Genomic DNA, 18949 nt, shown 5'->3' with positions numbered 1-18949 from the left:
TTTCTATTCTAATCTTCGTCTTTTGTTTCATCGCCAGTTTCTCCGAAGAAATCGTCCCAATCCGTAAAATCAGCATCAATATCGTTGCCTACATAATCATCCATATCCCTTCTGTCTTTCTTCGTAGGTCTTCCCTCTCCTTTATTTCTGTAATAGTCCTGAGACATTTTACGAAGTTTCAGAAGTTCATATTGTTCCTTATCTGTTACATCCTGTATATGAAGTGGCACCAATTTGGCTCCAATTCTGCTCTTAGGAATCTGCAAGACCTTTATTTTATAATCTATCTGATTCTTTCGGACTTTAATAATATCCCCTTCTTTTACCTCCTTAGATGACTTTACGGCAGACGTTCCTATAGAAACTCTATTCTTTTTAATCTCCTCAGTTGCAATACTTCTCGTTTTATAAAAACGAATGCTCCACAAAAATTTATCTATTCTCATATTTTTTTATACTTTTGCCGTTATATTATTTGTAAAGTAATTAAAGTTTTTGAAATGAAAAAAATATTTTTATATATCCTTGCTGGATCTTTGTGTTTTACTGCATGTAAAAAAGATGATGAAGTACCTACGTATCAGGAGCCGGAAGACATCAATGTTCAAAACAGCTATGATGATCAATCTATTAAAAGATTCATGGATGAAAATTATCTGGATGCTCAGGGAAATATAAAAGCTTTCAGTACTACGGATACTTCTGATGATAATGAAAAGAAACTATCACAATTAGATTATAAAACCCTTCCTTCTGGAACAATCTATATTATGAGAGACGGTGCACAGCCTGCTCCAGACAATGGTAAAGTAATTGCTACGGATGATATTATTAAAATAATGGGTAGAATTTATACTTATCAGGCTATTGATAATAACGGTACCGTTTTATTTTCTTCCAAATCTCAATTTTTAAACACGATAGATGATAGTACAATTCCGTTCGTTGATCCTGCGTATTACTATGCAAAGAAAAGTGTAAGAGAAGCCAACAAGCAAGAAAGATCTTACTTTGAGATACCTGGATTCAGAGAGGCATTACAAAAGTTTACAGCTTTTAAAGATATACCAAATTCAACTCCTTACAACCTGCAGGGTGTAATTATTGTTCCATCAAGAGCTGCATTTGCAAGAAACGCACACTATCCTTACTTAGGAACCTCTTATAGAAATAAATCATTTGTTTTCAACTTCCAGATATATGGAACCGAGACACGACCTACTGATGATAAATAAAAACAAGCCGTCTATAACAGACGGTTTTTTATTCGCGAAACACTCTTGAAAGCTGACTAGTACCAATCAGAATTTTAAAGTTAAGAAACCCCTTATTTTCAAGGTCATAAAAAATTCATCAAATCAAATAGTACTGCTTTTCAAGTCTACCAAACCTTAAACATAAAAAATCAGATTAGAATAGATCTCTAATCTGATTTTTTATTTATCACAGTAGCCTTTAAGCTACTTATTTATCTCAATTATTAAAATCTTGCCTTCTGTTTTACATTTCCTAAAATATCAGGGAAATAAAGATCTGCAAGGTGGTCAAATTCGTCTCCTCTCATGAACATGGTAGCATCTACTTCTTCATAAGAACTTCTTCCTGCTGCTGCGATCAGTTCATTGCAGGTATGAAGAGTATTTTTGTGGAAATGATATACTCTTTCACTTTTATCTGTAACATCCAATCCTTTGATTAACATTTTATCCTGAGTAGCCACTCCCGTAGGACAATTGTTAGAGTTACATCTTAAAGCCTGGATACATCCTAACGAGAACATAAATCCTCTCGCATTGTTACACATATCAGCTCCCATTGCTACAGCTCTTAAGATATCTAAACTTGTAAGGACTTTACCACTGGCAATAACTCTCAGCTTATTTCTCAGATTATAATTATTAAGAGTCCTGTTGACAAAGATTAAGGCTGGCTCCAAAGGCATCCCTACTCCATCTGAGAATTCCGGTGGTGCTGCACCTGTTCCTCCTTCAGCTCCGTCAATAGTTATAAAATCAGGATAGATCTTCAATACATTCATTTGTACGCAGACATCCTCAAATTCTTTAGTATCCCCAATACAAAGTTTAAACCCAACAGGTTTTCCCCCTGAAAGCTCTCTTAATTCCTGTACGAACCTCAACAGTCCGGCAGCATCAGAGAATGCAGTATGTGATGGTGGTGAAATAACGGTCATTCCCGGCGTTACGTGACGAATGGCTGCAATTTCCGGTGTATTTTTCACTCCGGGAAGTACCCCACCGTGGCCTGGTTTTGCTCCCTGTGACAATTTGATCTCAATCATTTTCACGTTAGGAAGTGTTGCATATTTTGTAAATAATTCCGCATTAAATTTTCCTTCATCATCACGACATCCAAAATATCCTGTCCCGATCTGCCAGCATAAGTCTCCTCCTTCGAGATGATAAGGCGAAATACCACCCTCTCCTGTATTATGGAAAAAATTTCCTTTTTTAGCTCCTCTGTTCAGGGAAATCTGAGCCCTGTCACTTAATGCCCCAAAACTCATTGCTGAAATATTAAATAAAGAAGCATGATAAGGCTGTGTACACTGTTCTCCTCCTACCCAAACTCTCGGAAGTTCTTCTGATGGGGATTTTGCATAAATAGAATGCTTGATACCTTCATATTTTCTGTGATTTACTTCCAGCTGTGTTCCAAAAGCTACCGTATCACTTATATTTTTAGCTCTCCTGTATACTGCAGAACGCTGATTTCTTGGGAACGGCTTCCCGTCAGTTTCCCTTTCAATGAAATATTGCTGCATTTCGGGTGAAATACTTTCGAAAAAATATCTGAAGTAACCCAGTACCGGGAAGTTCCTCAGAATAGCATGTTTCGATTGGTAAGCATTGTAAACACCCAATGCATAAATAGCGGATAGCAGCGTCGGTATCCAGTAATGCGCTTTTATCAGCAGTGCTACAACCCAGGTAGCGACTACTAATACAATTCCCCAAGATAAAAACTTATCTCTCATGAATGTAGTATTTAAAGTTTAAAAATAAATTTAGTGGAAATTTTGCAAAGAGCCTATGCTTTTGCTAAAAAATTTTGGTAGGAAGATTGCACAGAAACTGTGCCATCTGACAGGATTTTTTCTAAATTTAGAAATTCGATTTGATTTACGAATGCAGGATCAAAGTCTTTCTGGACTCTCACATAGTTTTCTGTGAAGCCAAACATTTTTCCATCCTTATTTTCATGCTCCCAAAGTACAGGAAGTGTTTTTCCAAGTTGAGCCTGATAAAATGCCATTTTTTTCTTTTCAGAAAGAATTCTCAGCATTTTATTACGTTTTTTTCTTTCAGCTACCGGAACTACTCCTTCCATTGCAGCAGCCTCTGTATTTTCTCTTTCAGAATAAGTAAATACATGAAGGTAAGTAATAGGAAGTTCATTAAGGAAATTATAGGTTTCCATGAATGTTTCTTCTGTTTCTCCAGGAAATCCAACAATAACATCCACACCAATAGCAGCATCAGGCATTACCTCACGGATTTTGTTTACCCTGTCATTGTAAAGTTTAGTCAGGTAACGACGTTTCATTTTTTTCAATAAATCATCACTTCCGGATTGTAATGGAATATGAAAATGTGGAACAAAGCTTTTACTTTTAGAAACCAGTTCAATACTTTCATCCTTTAAAAGATTAGGTTCAATGGAAGAAATACGGATTCTTTCAATCCCTTCTACTTTATCAAGTTCTGAAATAAGATCCAGGAAAGTATGCTCATGTCGTTTGTTTCCAAACTCACCTTTACCGTAATCACCGATGTTTACTCCGGTAAGAACAATTTCTTTAATATCTTTTGCCGCAATTTCTGAAGCATTTTTAAGAACATTTTCGATGGTATCCGAACGAGAGATTCCTCTTGCCAATGGAATGGTACAGTAAGTACATTTGTAATCACATCCGTCCTGAACTTTCAGGAATGCTCTTGTTCTGTCACCAATAGAATAACTTCCGATAAAAAAATCTGTTTCTTCAATCTCACATGAATGAACGATTCCCTCGTTGTCTGATTTTTCCAAATCATCAAGGTAGCTTAGAATATTAAATTTTTCTTTTGCTCCTAAAACAAGATCTACTCCTTCAATCTGTGAAATTTCCTCAGGCTTCAGCTGTGCATAGCATCCAACAATAACCACCAGCCCATCAGGATTGGCTTTCATGGCTCTTTTTACATGAAGCTTACACTCACGATCAGCATTTTCAGTAACAGAGCATGTATTGATTACGTAAACGTTAGCCTTCTCATCAAAGCTCACCTTATCGTAACCTGCATCTGTTAATTGACGGGCAATAGTAGATGTTTCTGCAAAATTTAATTTGCAGCCAAGTGTATGATACGCGGCAGTTCTTTGAAAAGTAGACATATGTTACTTCTGAATTTTATGGGTGCAAAGATAGTAATTTTAATAATAATCCAAGATTGATTCAATCTATTGTTTATATTCGTCCCTTACTTCCAGGCTGTTTTGAAAACAAACGGGTGATGAGTTTCCCTCCGTTTCTTCTCTGGAAAATTTGTTTTTCATTTCAGTATTAAACTCCTGAGATTTGTTTCTGGCAATAGACAATGTTTTCCAATCTTCATTTTTAATCATTTTAGCGATATAAACAATCTGCCCGATATGATATGGATAATGAGCAAGTTGCCTTAAAACAGCATCAATAACAGAATGTGCCTCTCCTCTTATATAAATTGTAGAATAAAGATTTTCTTCATTGATTTGTTCTAAAGCTTCAAAAAAACATTTCCATCCTTTTTCCCAGAATTCAAGAACCTCATCTTTGGATTTAAAAGTATTCACAAATTCTTCATCACGGTGGCGCCATGATTTTTCTCCGTCTTCAGTAAGAAAATTAGTCCATCTTGACAGCATATTTCCTGCGATATGGTGTACTATGACTGCAATGGAATTACTTTCATCGTTATACTGCCAGAAAATCTGTTCATCTGATAACTGACTAAATGATTTATCTCCAAGGGATTTATAATATTCAAAGCGTTTTACAAACAGGTCTTTCATTTTTTCTATTTTGATAACTAATGTAAAAAAATCAATTAGAAAAACCACCTCTTCAGAAGTGGTTTTATCTATGCTATTTATTTACATTATATGATTATTCCCGATTTTTAACCAATACCCAACCGGTAAATTTAACAGGGGTATTCTTAGTATTATTTTCATTCCATAATATAGAATACCAATAGGTTCCTGTAGGCACTCTTCTTCCGCTTACCGTTCCGTCCCACTTATAGCCGTTAAGTTTATCAGCCTGATGGATCTTGGTTCCGTATCTGTCGAAAATATTAATCACAAGATTTTGTTTACCGGATAATGCAGAATAATCAATCACATCATTCACACCGTCAGCATTTGGAGTGATAACATTAACCAGATTGGGAACAACAAATTCAACTTTTATAGGAGTACAATTATAATCATCTTTCACATAGATCTTATACTCTCCTCTTGGAAGATTGTTGAAAACATTGGAATCCTGCCAGGTAATATTATCCAACGAATATTTATAAGGAGGTGTACCTCCTATTACAGATACTGTTATGATATTATTGCCCACCTCAATATCAGAAATAACAGGCAACTCAGATGACATTACCTTTACTGTCTGCATAGTATAACACTCTCCGGTTTTGAGTTTCACCCAATACACCCCAACCCCAACAGTAACAGTTTGAGTGGTTGCACCAGTACTCCATTGATAGCTTTTGAATCCAGGCCCGGCATCCAAAGTAGTTTTACTTTCCACACATATCGTTTTATCTTTAAGTACACCAGAATATTTTGGCGGGGTTACCACTAAAGTAACTTTCACAATAGCATAACATCCTCTGCCATTGGTAACTCTAACATATACCACTCCGTTAGGAGCAATATAAGTCATTGGATTCAGAATTTCATTGGTCTGATTGATAGCATCTGCTTCGGATGGATAGTATTTTTTAGTGTTGTCCGGAGTCGTTACCGGAGCGTTTGCAAGATTAAAAGATCCGGTACTCGGATTGGATTCTAAGAAGCATTCTGTAAGGGTAGCCTCATGAACAACAACGATGGGATGAAATGTTAAAGTAATCTTTGCTATTCCGCTACATCCATACTCGGAAGTTACTTTTACATAAATAGTTCCTTCTGCAGAAGTAAATGCTGTAGGATTGATAATCTCATTAATTCCAGCATTAAGATCAAACATGCTGTTATAGTATTTCTTAAAAACATTTGTAGATGCTGTAACGTCTGCCAATGTGAGATCAAAAAGAGCTGTCCCAGCATTGTTATTGTTACATCCTATTAATGTGGCATCTTTTACAGCAATAGTCCCATCCTTAAATTTAAATGTCCCTGTCTGTTTACATTTATTGAGAGGGCTATTGGGATTAGTTGGATCAGTATAACTTATACTATAATAATAAACAGTTGTAGTATTTACTGATAGGGGAGCTGTAATGGGGTTATTTACTGTCAATGCATCGTTAGCACTGGTATGATAACTTACGCTAAAACCGGGATTTCCATTAACAATACCTGCGGATAACGTTGTAAAATCAAATACAACGGGGTTTCCACAGATAATAACTTCTCTTGGATCAGCAGGATTAGCTGCTGGAATTCCCGGTGGCATGAAAGGATTAGGCTGAATAGTAGGATCTGTGAACGGGGAAGCCAACGTAGCTGTTCCACCCCATGTTAAAGAGAAAGGCGCTGTTGTACTGCTCGTACTGCTCACCCAGTTGTCAATAAATAAATAATAAGTTTCCCCTGGTAGTACATCCAAATATTTGCAATAAGGAGTTGTTGATCCTCCAATTGCGTTTGTAATGGTGCTCGTCATGTTTAATCCGGTAGCTGCCCCCACTCCAACAACTGTTGCAGCATTACAGCGTATAGCGGGTCCCAGACTTCCGCAATTCACGTTAGGTCCGAAGATAGCCCAGTCATAATCTGCATCCTGATTATTGGGCACCAAATTAAATGTCAAAGTACCTCCCGTAGCAATTGTAATTTTATACCAGATCGAATTGTGCTCTCCTGATGCATCTATACATGTTCCGGAATTTACCATTTCTTTGATATTACCATACCCTGAAGGGCTGTAAGTAATATTCGAATTTCCGCAAACAGCCAGCGCCGTAGCACAATCTTGTTGAGAGTATAAGAAATGGGAAATGTATAAAAAAGTAAATAGTAAAATTCTTCTCATAGATATATTTGTTTTTATGGTTAAGTCGTTTTGAGTCAGATTAATATCCAACGTATACCAAATATACCTATTATTTAATTACAAATAACAAAAAGCAGTATTTTATATTATATTTAAAAAAAACACCCTATTTAATTAAAAAATCAATATTTAAAATTGTTATTTTATACTTGTAATATTCCCACAGAGATTTTCCAGGTGAAAAATTTTATGGAAGGGGCTTTTCACTTCTTTCAAATGGTCTTTATTCTGAATAAATGTATATCTTGAGGCAATAGAGTTCATATCAGAAACAATAACCAGCCAGCATTCATCCACTGAAGTATCATAATAAGGAAATTTTTCATTCTTCTTTTCAATAAGATCAAGGATTTTATCTGAACAGAGTTCGTCAAAAAGGTTCATACTGTACTCGTGTGTAATAAAAACATTTCTGCGGTGAAAAGATTTCCTCACACTTTTTACACAGCCTATTCCTTTATTTTTTTTAATGCTTTTATAGATATTAATAATATTTTCTTCCTGTTCTTCAAGGTTATCAAACTTTATATTCGGGTGGAATTCTAAAAAATAAACACCACGATATTTCGTAGTGTCTTCCTGTTCTAATAATATTTCTGCCTGACGGAACATTTTATTCAAAGTGCTCTCCACTTTTTTCATTTCCAGATGGTTGATAACTTCGGTAAGTTCTATTCCAATTTTTTTGTCGTTTAGTTTTGCGATAAAGTCTGGGCTTTCGCAGGTGAAGTTTTCAAATTTAACATCAGGAAAATGGTGCATAAAGGAGTTGAGAAGAAGAATCTCTGATTTTTTCCGGTATTTTTCACGATCATGAAGCGGAGACTCATCTATGGTACGGTGATACTTTTCTATGGGCTTTTTTTTCAAATGCCGATTCAGGTAATATAAACTCAGATTCTTTATCAGATCTTCATCAGAAAATGTCTTTTTCATGTGTGATTTTTTTTATTGAATTAAACACATGCAGCCATTGGCTTTCACCGTTAAAAGTTTTTGATAATCAAAATTTTACACTCTTAAAGATAAGTAAAAAAACTATTCAACGCTTACTTTTTTAAATTAATTTATCCATTATTTAACATAGAGTTTATTTTCATTATTAATACCTTTGCCTTTTCAAACACAAACCCACATTCTATGGATTTTAGGAATTTTAAAATACCTTATAGCATCAATCCCCAATATTCAAAAAAAACTGCCTATTTCTCAATGGAATTTGCCCTTGAGCAGGTGTTGAAAATATATTCCGGAGGACTTGGATTCTTGGCAGGATCTCATATGAGAAGTGCTTATAACCTGAAGCAGGATCTTATCGGAATTGGTATTCTCTGGAAATTCGGATATTATGACCAGGCAAGAAACCACGATCAGACTCTTCAGCCTGTATGGACCCGAAAAATGTACAGCTTTCTTGAAGATACGGGAATAAAATTTCAAATTGAAATTCATAGTGCTCCTGTTTGGGTAAAAGTATGGTATCTTGATCCTGAAATTTTCAATACAGCACCCATGTTTTTCTTGTCCACAGATGTTCCTGAAAACGATCATGTTTCAAAGACTATCTGTCACAAGCTCTATGATGCTAATGAATCTACTAAACTGGCTCAATATATTCTACTTGGAAAAGGTGGTGCTAAATTACTGGATGAAATGAACATCGAAAGGGAGGTTTACCATTTAAATGAGGCTCACGGACTTCCGGCAGCATTTTACTTGTTAAGAAAATACAATGGAGACCTGAATAAGGTTAAAGAAAAACTGGTCTTCACCACCCATACTCCGGAAGAAGCAGGAAATGAAAAACATAATTTCAAATTATGCTACGACATGACGTATTTCTCCGGCTATAGCATGGAAGAAGTAAAAGCTATTGGAGGTACCGACGATAACCGTTTCAATCATTCTCTTTGTGCTCTGAAAATGGCAAGAATTGCCAATGGTGTTTCTCAGCTTCACGGAGTGGTTTCCCGTACCATGTGGAATAAATATCCAGGAATCTGCGAAATCATTTCTATTACCAACGCACAGGAGTTCAAATATTGGGCAGACAAGCCGCTTTACAATGCGAAAGATGAAAATGATGATACTGTTTTCGATTATCGTAAAAAGCATTTAAAGAAAAAACTGTTCAGCATTGTTGCAGACCAAACCGGTAACCTTTTCAATCCTAATATTTTCACTATTGTATGGGCGAGAAGATTTGCAGAATATAAGCGTGCTGATCTTCTTTTACATGATAAAGACAGATTCTATAGACTTCTGAATAACCCAAAATATCCGGTACAGATCATTTGGGCAGGAAAGCCTTATCCAATGGATTATTCAGCAATTTCCACCTTCAATACTTTGGTGGAAGAAAGTAGAAATCATAAAAACATGGCTGTTCTTACAGGATATGAACTTTCTTTAAGCAAATCATTAAAACAGGGTTCTGATCTTTGGCTAAACAATCCAAGGGTTCCAAGAGAGGCATCCGGAACTTCAGGAATGACGGCTGCGATGAACGGATCTGTCAACTTATCTACAGATGACGGCTGGATCCCGGAATTTGCCAAGCATGGAGAAAATTCTTTTGTTGTTCCAAAAGCAGATTATCTGAATATGAGTATCTACGAACAGGACAATTATGATTTAAATACATTATATGAGATCCTTGAAAAGGAAATTCTGCCAATGTATTATGATCATCCGGACCAATGGAGAAAAATCCAGCACAATGCGATGAACGATGTAAAAGATCAGTTCAACAGCGATAGAATGGCGGATGAATATTACAGAATACTTTATAATCAAACCAATAGCTAGTCGTTATTCACTTTACCTTATAAAAATGCCCGGAAGTTGTCCGGGTATTTTGTATTAAAATTATTTACTTTTCTTTTTCGGCGGCACTTTCAGGCCTTCTTCTCTTGCTTCAGAAATACCAATAGCTATGGCTTGTTTTCTGTCTGTCACTTTTTTCCCGGAAGAAGACTTCAGTTTTCCTTCCTTGAATTCGTGCATTACTTTTCCTACTTTGTCCTGAGCTTTATCGGAATATTTGGTTTTGCTCATGATAAGAATTTTTAATATTTTGGCAGGGATACCCCTAGTTCATAAACTCTGGCGTGTTTCAAATATTTTGAACGTTCTCTTGATGTTACCGATTGAAAATGATCATTTTTGAGCACAATAATCGGGTCTTCTGTATTTTCGATCTCAAAATTGGCAAAATACCTTTCATCCGGACTTGTTTTATCATTATTTGCTTTAATTTTCTGCAGTTCGTCTGCATATTTTCTAAATCCGGGATCAGATGAATGGATAAATTTATACTCATCGCCTGCATACACATAGTAATGAAGTTTTTTCTCTATCAAACCGGCTTCATCTGTAATTTCTGGGTTATCGTTTCCGTCTTTAAACCCCACTTCCACTAATATTCCACCTTTTTTGCCGGCGCATTGCTGAGCGTCATCAAAGCTGGAAAAACCTGTATAAACAATTCGGTCGTTTAATACATAACGGTTCAGTTTCTGGTTGTATGCATTCGTTTCCATAATTATTCTTTTTGATTTGATTGGTAGTTATATACATTCAATTCTTTTGCCAAATTGCCTTTTTTTGAAAATTTCACATCAGATGTTTTTTTAACGTCCTTAAATGTTCAATCAAAAATATTTACCATGAAAAATTTAAAAAAATTTCAAGAGTACAATTAAAAGAAGTATAAGGAGGTGTTTTACCGGGAATGAGAAGATCTGTAGACAGGCAAGCATGTAAACTTAGAATCTGGTGGATTGGAGGACTGGAAGAAATTCCATGCAAATCAGGACACTTCGTCCTGATTTTTGTTTTATATGGTTATATAAGTAAGATTCATTAAATTTGGAAGCATTAAAATTAGAAATGAAAAAACTACTCTTAACTCTTACTATAGCAGCGGCATTTCATAATGTGTCAGCACAAGAAATCACTTTAGACAAAATATACTCAGGATACTACCGCGGTAAAGGTATTGCCGGGATTACTTCTATGAAAAACGGGGAAAACTATCTTGTTATCGAGCCTTCAGGAATTGCAAAGTACTCTTACAAAACCTCTCAAAAAGAAGGAAATATTGTAGATGGAAGTTTTAAAAGCTATGTATTTTCTGATGATGAGTCTAAAATTCTTTTACTGAAAGAAAGCCAGCCTATCTATAGGCGTTCTTTCCTTGGAAAATTTGAGGTAAAAGATTTAAAATCAGGGAAAGTAATCAGTTTAAATGACGGAAAACCTGTTCAGGAGCCTGCTTTTTCACCTGATGCCACAAAAGTAGCTTTTATTGCTGATAACAATTTATATTACCAGGATTTATCATCAGGAAAAATTACTCAAATTACTACTGATGGTAAGAAAAATGCTATTCTTAACGGTTTGGCAGACTGGGTTTATGAGGAAGAATTTGGACATGCAAAACAATATGAATGGACGAAGAATTCCGATGCTCTTGTATTTGTAAAATCTGACGAAAGCCAGGTTCCGGAGATTTATATTCCAATTTATGGAAAGAATCTTTATCCAGCAGAAATGCGCTACAAATATCCTAAAGCAGGAGAAAAAAACTCTGTAGTTTCTGCACAGTTATACCGTCTTGATACGGAAAAAGTAATACCATTGAACTTAAGTTCTTTTAAAAACTATTATATCCAGAATGTTTTCCCGACTGCGAAAGCAGACGAAATGGTTTTGATTACTTCGGAGAGAATTCAAAATGCTTCCGATGTTTTAAAGGTAAATACTAAAACAGGAGCAGTACAGAAATTATTTACAGAAACTGATGATAAGTGGATTGAAACAGACAGTCCAACCATTGAATTCCTTGATGATGATTCTTTCCTTTGGGCTTCTGAAAGAGATGGAAACCGTCATTTATACTGGTATGATAAAGATGGAAAACTTAAGAAACAGATTACTAAAGGAAATTGGGAGGTAACTGACTACTATGGTTTCAACCCAAAATCTAAGGAAATTTATGTTCAGACTACCGAGAAAGGAAGCATCAATAAAGTAGTTTCTAAAGTAAATATCGAAAACGGGAAGTCTCAGCTGATCTCCAATGCGGAAGGAAATAATGCTGCAAATTTCAGCAAAAACTACAGTTATTTCATTGAAACCTCTTCTACTGCTGCAAAACCTCACACGTATGTTTTGAAAGACGGAAACGGTAAAACAGTGAAAGAGCTTCAAAACAATAATGATCAGCTTCAAAAATTAAAAGCAGATAATTTTGTTGAAAAAGAATTTATTACTATTCCTAATGCAGTAGGCGATCAAATGAATGCTTGGGTAATGAAGCCTAAAAACTTTGATCCAAATAAAAAATATCCGTTGTTTATGTTCCAATATTCGGGACCGGGATCTCAACAGGTTGCGAACTCTTGGGATAATGGAAATGCCATGTGGTTCAATCACCTTGTACAAAAAGGATATATTGTTGCTTGTGTGGATGGACGTGGAACAGGTTACAAAGGAGCAAAGTATAAGAAAGTTACTTATATGAACCTTGGAAAATATGAGATCGAAGACCAGATTACAGCCGCGAAATGGTTCGGAAATCAATCTTATATTGATAAGAGCAGAATCGGAATGTTCGGATGGAGCTTTGGGGGGTATATGACCAGTTTAGCCATGACAAAAGGAGCGGATGTTTTCAAAATGGGTATTGCGGTAGCACCGGTAACCAACTGGAGATATTATGATTCTGTATATACAGAAAGATTTATGAGAACTCCTCAGGAAAACCCTGACGGATATGATAAGAATTCTCCTACAGAGTATGCAAAATTATTGAAAGGTAAATTTCTTTTAATCCACGGAACAGCTGATGATAACGTACATTTCCAAAATTCTATGGAATTCTCTGAAGCTTTGATTCAAAATAAAAAGCAGTTCGACTTTATGGCATATCCGGACAAAAACCACGGAATTAATGGCGGCCAGACAAGGCCTCAGTTGTATCAGAAAATGACAGATTTTATCTTAGAAAATTTATAATCACATTACAGGTTAAAATAAAAAATACCTTCCAAGTATTTGGAAGGTATTTTTATATCAGCAATACACTTACTGAGTATTAAGGATACTTTATCGCTTTATCCAGCTCAATAGGATTATTAAAAGACCTTATCTTCTTCCTTTCATTTTCCTCAGCAGGTTTAAGTTCTTCTTTGGTAAGAATTGTACCATCCTCAAGCTGCAATCTCTTCCCTTCCGACAAAGAAAGTCTTCCATTCAGAACATATTTAAATGGGCTGTTAAATAACTCTATTTTAAGTTTATTTAGTTTATTCTGATCTGCAGGAATCATGTTACTAATAGCATTTGACAAGGAGATACGTTTATAATCATCCGGAATCTTATCACTTTTAATAACTTTAAAATAATAATCCTTTTCCGTATCATATAATTCCATGATTAATCCTGGCAGTCCATTGAACTTATAAGGTCCATAAGGAAAAGGAATATCTTTGCAGAACCATGCTGTCCAGAATCGTCCTCCAAATTTAGCGGTTGCTTTCTGAAGCGTAATTTGATCTACCTTTTTTATATTGTCTGTAATGGTCCATTGCTGTTTGGGAGTTTCAGATATCCTATAAAAATTCACATCTCCGATATATTCATAATTTTGATAGGTATCATTATTTATTTTTTTGGTTAAAAATGAAGTTAACCGATATCCTTTTCCTCCATACTGATTTTTAGCAGCAAATACTGAATCATTAATGTAATATATCCTGTTATAATAAGCTAGATCTTCCCCTGTAATATCCAGATTATAGTTTTCTCTGGTCAGGTTATTTGAAGTAGAATCTTTCTTATATACAACATCATACACAAATCTATTGCTCTGAGATGAACAGATGAATGTTCCCAATAGTAAAAATAGTAGCTTTTTCATAGTTTAAATTCTATCAATATTATAAAATATCCAGCTTTTATCAAAACTTTTATATTTATTTCATTAATCATTTGAGGCCATATTATTTATTTTATCAATTGGAATTAAAAACCTATTTTTGGGGCAATTGAAATTTGAATATATGAAGACAAAACATCCTAAAGGGCTGCCTTACCTTTTCTTTACAGAAATGTGGGAGCGTTTCGGGTACTACCTGATTCTTGGAATCTTTGTTCTGTATGTCATTGAACCTGCCGGTATGAAAGGAGGTCTGGGACTACCGGACAAAACTGCTGATGACATTTTCGGAACTTACATCGCATTAACTTATTTAACTCCTTTTATTGGTGGTTTTTTAGCCGATAGAGTTTTAGGATATATTAAGTCTATTTATCTTGGAGGTATTTTGATGGCTGCCGGATATATTGGAATGGGTGTTTTCAAGGATTTACCTTTATTTTATGCCTCTCTGGCATTAATTATCATAGGAAACGGTTTCTTTAAACCTACCATTTCAACCCTTTTAGGAAATCTTTATTCTGAAGAACCCTATAAAGCCAACAAAGACTCCGGATACAATATTTTCTACATGGGAATCAATATCGGGGCATTTATCTGTAACATTATTGCTGCATTTATGCGTAATAAATTCGGATGGGGTGAAGCTTTCATCACTGCCGGAGTTGGGATGTTGATTGGTATGGTTATTTTTACCATCGGAAGAAAACATTATATCCATGCTGCGCAAATGAAACCTGTACAGGAAGGAGATACCAAGCTTTCTGAAATCATGCTTAAAGTATTTATCCCTGCCATTGCTGCTGGAGCTATCGGTTGGTTTATTCCTAACAATATTTTTGGAAGTGATAGTACAGATGCCTTCATTTTTGCATGTGTTCCTGTTATTTATTTCTATGCTTCTCTTTACTTTAAAGCTAAACCTGACGAAAAAGCATCCATTGGAGCATTGCTTTCTGTATTTCTTATCAGTATGTTTTTCTGGGCGGTTTTCAAGCAGAATGGTACTGCTTTAACGAGGTGGGCTAATTATTATACGGACAGAAGCGTTCCTGCATCTTTAGAAAAACCTTTGGAAGGAATCTATATGGTTGACGGGAAGAGCTACGAAGACAAAGAAGTTCCTGTGTATGACAACCAGTTCCGTTCTCAGAAAGATGATAAGGGAGATACTAAAAAAGAAACAGGAAAGGATGTTTACTTTAAAAACATCTCTCCGGAACAGCGTGCTGCTCTGGAGAAAAATCCTGAAAATAAAGTTTACTTATACAATACGGAGCTATTTCAATCCATTAATCCATTCTGGGTAATTGCATTAACTCCGGTTGTAGTAGGATTCTGGGCTTTGTTGAGAAGAAAAGGAAAAGAACCTTTAACACCTACCAAAATCGTTTTAGGACTATTTATTTCAGGATTATCGTGTCTGGTAATGGTTTTAGCGGTAATGGCCGGAGATAACGGTTCTGTAAAGGTTTCTCCTTTATGGCTGGTAGCAAGTTACGGAGTGATTACCATTGGAGAATTATGTCTTTCACCAATGGGACTTTCATTCGTTTCCAAGCTTTCTCCTGCAAGAATTACAGCTTTAATGATGGGTGGATTTTTCCTTGCCAACTCTGTAGGAAACAAGCTTTCAGGAATTCTGGCAAGTACATGGTACAGCTACGAAAACAAGACGAATTATTTCCTTGTGAATTTCGCTTTGTTAATATTTGCTACACTTTTAGGTCTTTCCATGTTAAAAAGATTAAATAAAATTATGAAGGAAAAAGGGCATTAAACCTTGATCTTATAAAGAATAGAAAGCTGCAGACCAGGTCCGCAGCTTTTTTATTTAAAAATAAAATTAAAACCTTGCCAAAAACCCAAAATAAACTATATTTGTCAGTCTTAACAAAAATTAACAATAGAAAATGGATAATATTGAAGCAATAAGTCCGAAACCGGATGAATTGGTAGAGAATAAGAGCACCAGGCACCCGAAAGGATTATGGGTTCTATTCGGAACGGAAATGTGGGAGCGTTTCAACTTTTACGGAATGAGAGCACTTTTAACGCTCTTTATGGTAAATTCCTTATTGATAAAAGAAGCTGATGCAGCGATTATCTATGGTGGATTTTTAGCTTTATGTTATTTGACCCCGCTTCTAGGAGGGTTTATTGCTGATAAATATATAGGAAATAGATTTGCCATCATCGTAGGTGGATCATTGATGGCCATTGGTCAGTTTTTATTATTCATCAGTGCTTCAACTTTCTCTGCGGATATTGGAAGTGCTAAAATGATTATGTGGTTGGCATTATTTGTTATCATTTTTGGTAATGGATTCTTCAAACCGAACATTTCCTCAATGGTAGGAAGTCTATATCCAAAACAGGAAAAATCTAAACTGGACTCTGCGTTCACCATTTTCTATATGGGGATCAACATTGGAGCATTCTTAGGACAGTTTATCTGTCCTTACGTAGGAGACGTAAAAGATGCTACCACCGGAGTAAGAGATATTTTTGCTTTCAAATGGGGGTTCTTGGCAGCTTCAATAGCAATGCTAATCGGAACTATAACATTCTTTATCCTTAAAAACAAATACGTTGTAACTCCAGAAGGAAGACCTATCGGAGGGTTACCAAAAAATAACAGTACTGCAGATTTCGAAGAAGGGGAATCTCAAACAGCTAAATTCTCAGGGATGTCTTTAGGTATCACGGTAGTTATCTTTGCTGTTCTTTTCTTTGTATTCAGATATTTACTGGTAGGACAACTTGGATTTAACTCTGTGGAAATGGGGCAAATGATTAAAGGAATTATTTATCCGTTCATCTATGCAGCAGGTATTTCCCTTGCATTCCTGATTATGACTTCTGCTGAAAATAAAGTGGAAAGACAGAGAATCTGGGTAATTTATATTGTTTCATTCTTCATTATCTTCTTCTGGGCTGCTTTTGAACAGGCAGGTTCTTCATTAACGTTTATTGCGGATAACCAGACAGACAGAAACATCTTTGGATGGAATATGCCCCCTTCAATGGTTCAGATCTTCAATGGGATTTTCGTAGTTTTACTGGCTTTCCCTTTCAGTTTGATGTGGGATAAATTAAGAGCTAACGGAAAAGAGCCTGTATCTCCTCTTAAACAAGCTATTGGTCTTGCTGTAATTGCTCTTTCTTATTTCATCATTGCACACAATGTAAAAGATCTTGGAAGTTCAGGTTTATTAGCCATCAAATGGTTAATGCTTCTATACTTCATCCAAACTTGTGGTGAGCTTTGTTTATCTCCAATCGGACTTTCTTTGGTAGGTAAATTAGCCCCAAAAAGATTTGCTTCATTATTATATGGTGTTTTCTTCATCTCTAATGCTGCCGGATATGCTTTAGCAGGTTCGTTAGGAGCTCTTATCCCTGCTACAGGTGATAAGTTTAAGAAAGCTCAGGAAATTGGAGTGAATTTACAGGATGTTTTAGATAAAAAAGTAACCTTGACTACAGAGCAGGTTGCCGCATTTGAAAAAGCTCAATTACCATTACACAACCCTACTTTCGTAGGATTTGAGATTCACAATTTATTTGAATTCTTCATGGTATTCGTTGTACTTTGTGGTATTGCTTCTGTAATATTAGGTCTACTTTCACCTATCTTAAAGAAAATGATGCACGGTGTAAACTAATTGCATTAACAAAATATGAATAAAACCTCTGCTAAGTCAGAGGTTTTTTTTATTTTCGTATGATGGAAATTTCCGAAGATTCTTTATTCCAATCCGTAAAGGAGATCATTAGACTGTCGCGCGAAAAGGTTTTTCGAATAGCGAATTCTACGCTACTGCTTACTTACTGGCAGATTGGAAAACTTATTGTTGAAGATGAACAACAGGGAAAAGAACGCGCTGAATACGGAAAATATACATTAAAAAATCTTTCTCAGAAGCTTACTTTGGAGTTTGGAAAAGGGTATGACTATACCAATCTTTCCAATATGCGTAAGTTTTACATCGCTTTTCCAATTGTTGACACATTGTCTCAACAATTGAGCTGGTCTCATTATCGGCTGCTTTCCAGTCAGGATAATAAGAATAAAAGGCAATATTACCTGAATGAAGCAGTACAAAATAATTGGAATGTAAGAGATTTAAAAAGACAAATCAATTCCCTTGCCTACGAAAGAGTCTTAAAACATAAAGAGTCTTCACCTGAAAACATCCACAGCGTTTTAAAAGACCCTTACATTTTTGAATTTCTGGGATTAAAAGCTGATGAACAGTTTTCTGAAAAAGAAATTGAAACCGCCATCATTGACCATATCCAAAAATTCTTATTGGAATTTGGAAAAGGATTCGCTTTTGTGGCAAGACAACAACATATCTCCACAGATACTTCAGATTTTTATATTGACCTGGTTTTTTACAACTACATCCTAAAATGTTTTGTCATCATCGACCTGAAAACAGGAGAACTTTCTCACCAGGATATTGGGCAAATTGATATGTATGTAAGAATGTATGATGACCTGAAACGTGGCGAAGGAGATAATCCAACTATAGGTATTTTACTATGTTCTGAAAAAGATGAAACCATTGTAAAATACTCCGTACTCAATGATAAAAATAATTTATTTGCCAGCAAATATCTGCTGTACCTCCCCAAAGAAGAAGAATTAAAACAAATCATCGATCAGGACAGAATCCGTTTTGAACTGGATCAGGATAATAAAAACCCTTAATTAAAATAATCATATA

15 protein-coding genes are annotated in these 18949 nt (G+C 35.5%); 6 read left to right on the top strand and 9 right to left on the bottom strand.

From position 1 onward, the window contains the following. Positions 1-8: 8 nt before the first annotated feature. Complete coding sequence (locus CHSO_RS05305; RefSeq protein ID WP_045493211.1) at positions 9-446, bottom strand: RNA-binding S4 domain-containing protein; 438 nt, start codon at positions 444-446, stop codon at positions 9-11. A 54-nt stretch (positions 447-500) separates the two neighbouring features. On the opposite strand from CHSO_RS05305, the gene CHSO_RS05300 reads away from it, so the two are divergent. Further along, positions 501-1235, top strand: a complete 735-nt coding sequence (locus tag CHSO_RS05300; protein WP_045493208.1) for a hypothetical protein — start codon at positions 501-503, stop codon at positions 1233-1235. Between the two features lie 245 nt (positions 1236-1480). Here CHSO_RS05300 and CHSO_RS05295 read toward each other — a convergent pair whose 3' ends face one another. From CHSO_RS05295 to CHSO_RS05275, 5 genes are all read right to left on the bottom strand, one after another. Further along, a complete protein-coding gene (locus CHSO_RS05295) occupies positions 1481-2998 on the bottom strand; it encodes an FMN-binding glutamate synthase family protein (RefSeq protein WP_045493205.1) in 1518 nt (505 codons plus the stop codon). Between the two features lie 53 nt (positions 2999-3051). After that, positions 3052-4398, bottom strand: coding sequence for a tRNA (N(6)-L-threonylcarbamoyladenosine(37)-C(2))-methylthiotransferase MtaB (mtaB, locus tag CHSO_RS05290; RefSeq protein WP_045493202.1), 1347 nt, complete (start codon positions 4396-4398; stop codon positions 3052-3054). 66 nt (positions 4399-4464) lie between these two features. Further along, a complete protein-coding gene (locus CHSO_RS05285; RefSeq protein WP_045493199.1) occupies positions 4465-5055 on the bottom strand; it encodes a DUF1572 family protein in 591 nt (196 codons plus the stop codon). A 94-nt stretch (positions 5056-5149) separates the two neighbouring features. Beyond that, positions 5150-7249 carry a T9SS type B sorting domain-containing protein gene (locus tag CHSO_RS05280; RefSeq protein ID WP_045501943.1) on the bottom strand — a complete coding sequence of 700 codons (2100 nt, stop codon included), beginning with the start codon at positions 7247-7249 and terminating at the stop codon, positions 5150-5152. Between the two features lie 159 nt (positions 7250-7408). After that, entirely contained in the window at positions 7409-8206 is a 798-nt protein-coding gene (locus CHSO_RS05275) for a hypothetical protein (protein ID WP_045493196.1), read from the bottom strand. A gap of 204 nt (positions 8207-8410) precedes the next feature. On the opposite strand from CHSO_RS05275, the gene glgP reads away from it, so the two are divergent. Continuing rightward, positions 8411-10078 (top strand): alpha-glucan family phosphorylase, encoded by a 1668-nt coding sequence (glgP, locus tag CHSO_RS05270; protein WP_045493193.1) that lies wholly within the window; start codon positions 8411-8413, stop codon positions 10076-10078. Positions 10079-10138: 60 nt separating this feature from the next. Here glgP and CHSO_RS05265 read toward each other — a convergent pair whose 3' ends face one another. Further along, positions 10139-10327: a DUF6496 domain-containing protein gene (locus CHSO_RS05265; RefSeq protein ID WP_045493190.1), complete on the bottom strand. Its 189-nt coding sequence runs from the start codon at positions 10325-10327 to the stop codon at positions 10139-10141. Positions 10328-10338: 11 nt separating this feature from the next. Then, the gene (locus CHSO_RS05260) at positions 10339-10812 is read right to left on the bottom strand and encodes a hypothetical protein (RefSeq protein ID WP_045493187.1); all 474 of its coding nucleotides are present in this window, start codon (positions 10810-10812) and stop codon (positions 10339-10341) included. 349 nt (positions 10813-11161) lie between these two features. Between CHSO_RS05260 and CHSO_RS05255 the strand changes: the two genes are divergently transcribed. Further along, positions 11162-13291 carry a S9 family peptidase gene (locus CHSO_RS05255; RefSeq protein WP_045501941.1) on the top strand — a complete coding sequence of 710 codons (2130 nt, stop codon included), beginning with the start codon at positions 11162-11164 and terminating at the stop codon, positions 13289-13291. A gap of 79 nt (positions 13292-13370) precedes the next feature. On the opposite strand, the gene CHSO_RS05250 is transcribed toward CHSO_RS05255, so the two are convergent. Next, the gene (locus CHSO_RS05250; RefSeq protein WP_045493184.1) at positions 13371-14195 is read right to left on the bottom strand and encodes a GLPGLI family protein; all 825 of its coding nucleotides are present in this window, start codon (positions 14193-14195) and stop codon (positions 13371-13373) included. Positions 14196-14337: 142 nt separating this feature from the next. On the opposite strand from CHSO_RS05250, the gene CHSO_RS05245 reads away from it, so the two are divergent. The 3 genes from CHSO_RS05245 to CHSO_RS05235 all read left to right on the top strand — a co-directional run bounded on the left by CHSO_RS05245 (position 14338) and on the right by CHSO_RS05235 (position 18933). Further along, positions 14338-15993 (top strand): peptide MFS transporter, encoded by a 1656-nt coding sequence (locus CHSO_RS05245; RefSeq protein ID WP_045493182.1) that lies wholly within the window; start codon positions 14338-14340, stop codon positions 15991-15993. A 133-nt stretch (positions 15994-16126) separates the two neighbouring features. Further along, positions 16127-17881, top strand: a complete 1755-nt coding sequence (locus tag CHSO_RS05240; RefSeq protein ID WP_045493180.1) for a peptide MFS transporter — start codon at positions 16127-16129, stop codon at positions 17879-17881. A 59-nt stretch (positions 17882-17940) separates the two neighbouring features. Next, on the top strand, positions 17941-18933 hold the full coding sequence (locus tag CHSO_RS05235; RefSeq protein ID WP_045493177.1) for a YhcG family protein: 993 nt from the start codon (positions 17941-17943) through the stop codon (positions 18931-18933). Positions 18934-18949: the final 16 nt, after the last annotated feature.

The sequence above is a fragment of the Chryseobacterium sp. StRB126 genome (genome assembly GCF_000829375.1).
In the GTDB taxonomy this organism is placed as follows: Bacteria; Bacteroidota; Bacteroidia; order Flavobacteriales; family Weeksellaceae; genus Chryseobacterium.
The sequence above is the reverse complement of the archived record's forward strand: the minus strand, read 5'-3'. Positions and strand labels throughout refer to the sequence as shown.

Bases quoted from the DNA above. Each gene is read 5' to 3' on its own strand.
- CHSO_RS05285 (WP_045493199.1), bottom strand. From the start codon at position 5,055: ATGAAAGACCTGTTTGTAAAACGCTTTGAATATTATAAATCCCTTGGA.
- CHSO_RS05240 (WP_045493180.1), top strand. From the start codon at position 16,127: ATGGATAATATTGAAGCAATAAGTCCGAAACCGGATGAATTGGTAGAG.
- CHSO_RS05275 (WP_045493196.1), bottom strand. From the start codon at position 8,206: ATGAAAAAGACATTTTCTGATGAAGATCTGATAAAGAATCTGAGTTTA.
- CHSO_RS05250 (WP_045493184.1), bottom strand. From the start codon at position 14,195: ATGAAAAAGCTACTATTTTTACTATTGGGAACATTCATCTGTTCATCT.
- CHSO_RS05260 (WP_045493187.1), bottom strand. From the start codon at position 10,812: ATGGAAACGAATGCATACAACCAGAAACTGAACCGTTATGTATTAAAC.
- CHSO_RS05265 (WP_045493190.1), bottom strand. From the start codon at position 10,327: ATGAGCAAAACCAAATATTCCGATAAAGCTCAGGACAAAGTAGGAAAA.
- CHSO_RS05245 (WP_045493182.1), top strand. From the start codon at position 14,338: ATGAAGACAAAACATCCTAAAGGGCTGCCTTACCTTTTCTTTACAGAA.
- CHSO_RS05255 (WP_045501941.1), top strand. From the start codon at position 11,162: ATGAAAAAACTACTCTTAACTCTTACTATAGCAGCGGCATTTCATAAT.
- mtaB (WP_045493202.1), bottom strand. From the start codon at position 4,398: ATGTCTACTTTTCAAAGAACTGCCGCGTATCATACACTTGGCTGCAAA.
- CHSO_RS05300 (WP_045493208.1), top strand. From the start codon at position 501: ATGAAAAAAATATTTTTATATATCCTTGCTGGATCTTTGTGTTTTACT.
- CHSO_RS05295 (WP_045493205.1), bottom strand. From the start codon at position 2,998: ATGAGAGATAAGTTTTTATCTTGGGGAATTGTATTAGTAGTCGCTACC.
- CHSO_RS05305 (WP_045493211.1), bottom strand. From the start codon at position 446: ATGAGAATAGATAAATTTTTGTGGAGCATTCGTTTTTATAAAACGAGA.
- CHSO_RS05235 (WP_045493177.1), top strand. From the start codon at position 17,941: ATGATGGAAATTTCCGAAGATTCTTTATTCCAATCCGTAAAGGAGATC.
- glgP (WP_045493193.1), top strand. From the start codon at position 8,411: ATGGATTTTAGGAATTTTAAAATACCTTATAGCATCAATCCCCAATAT.
- CHSO_RS05280 (WP_045501943.1), bottom strand. From the start codon at position 7,249: ATGAGAAGAATTTTACTATTTACTTTTTTATACATTTCCCATTTCTTA.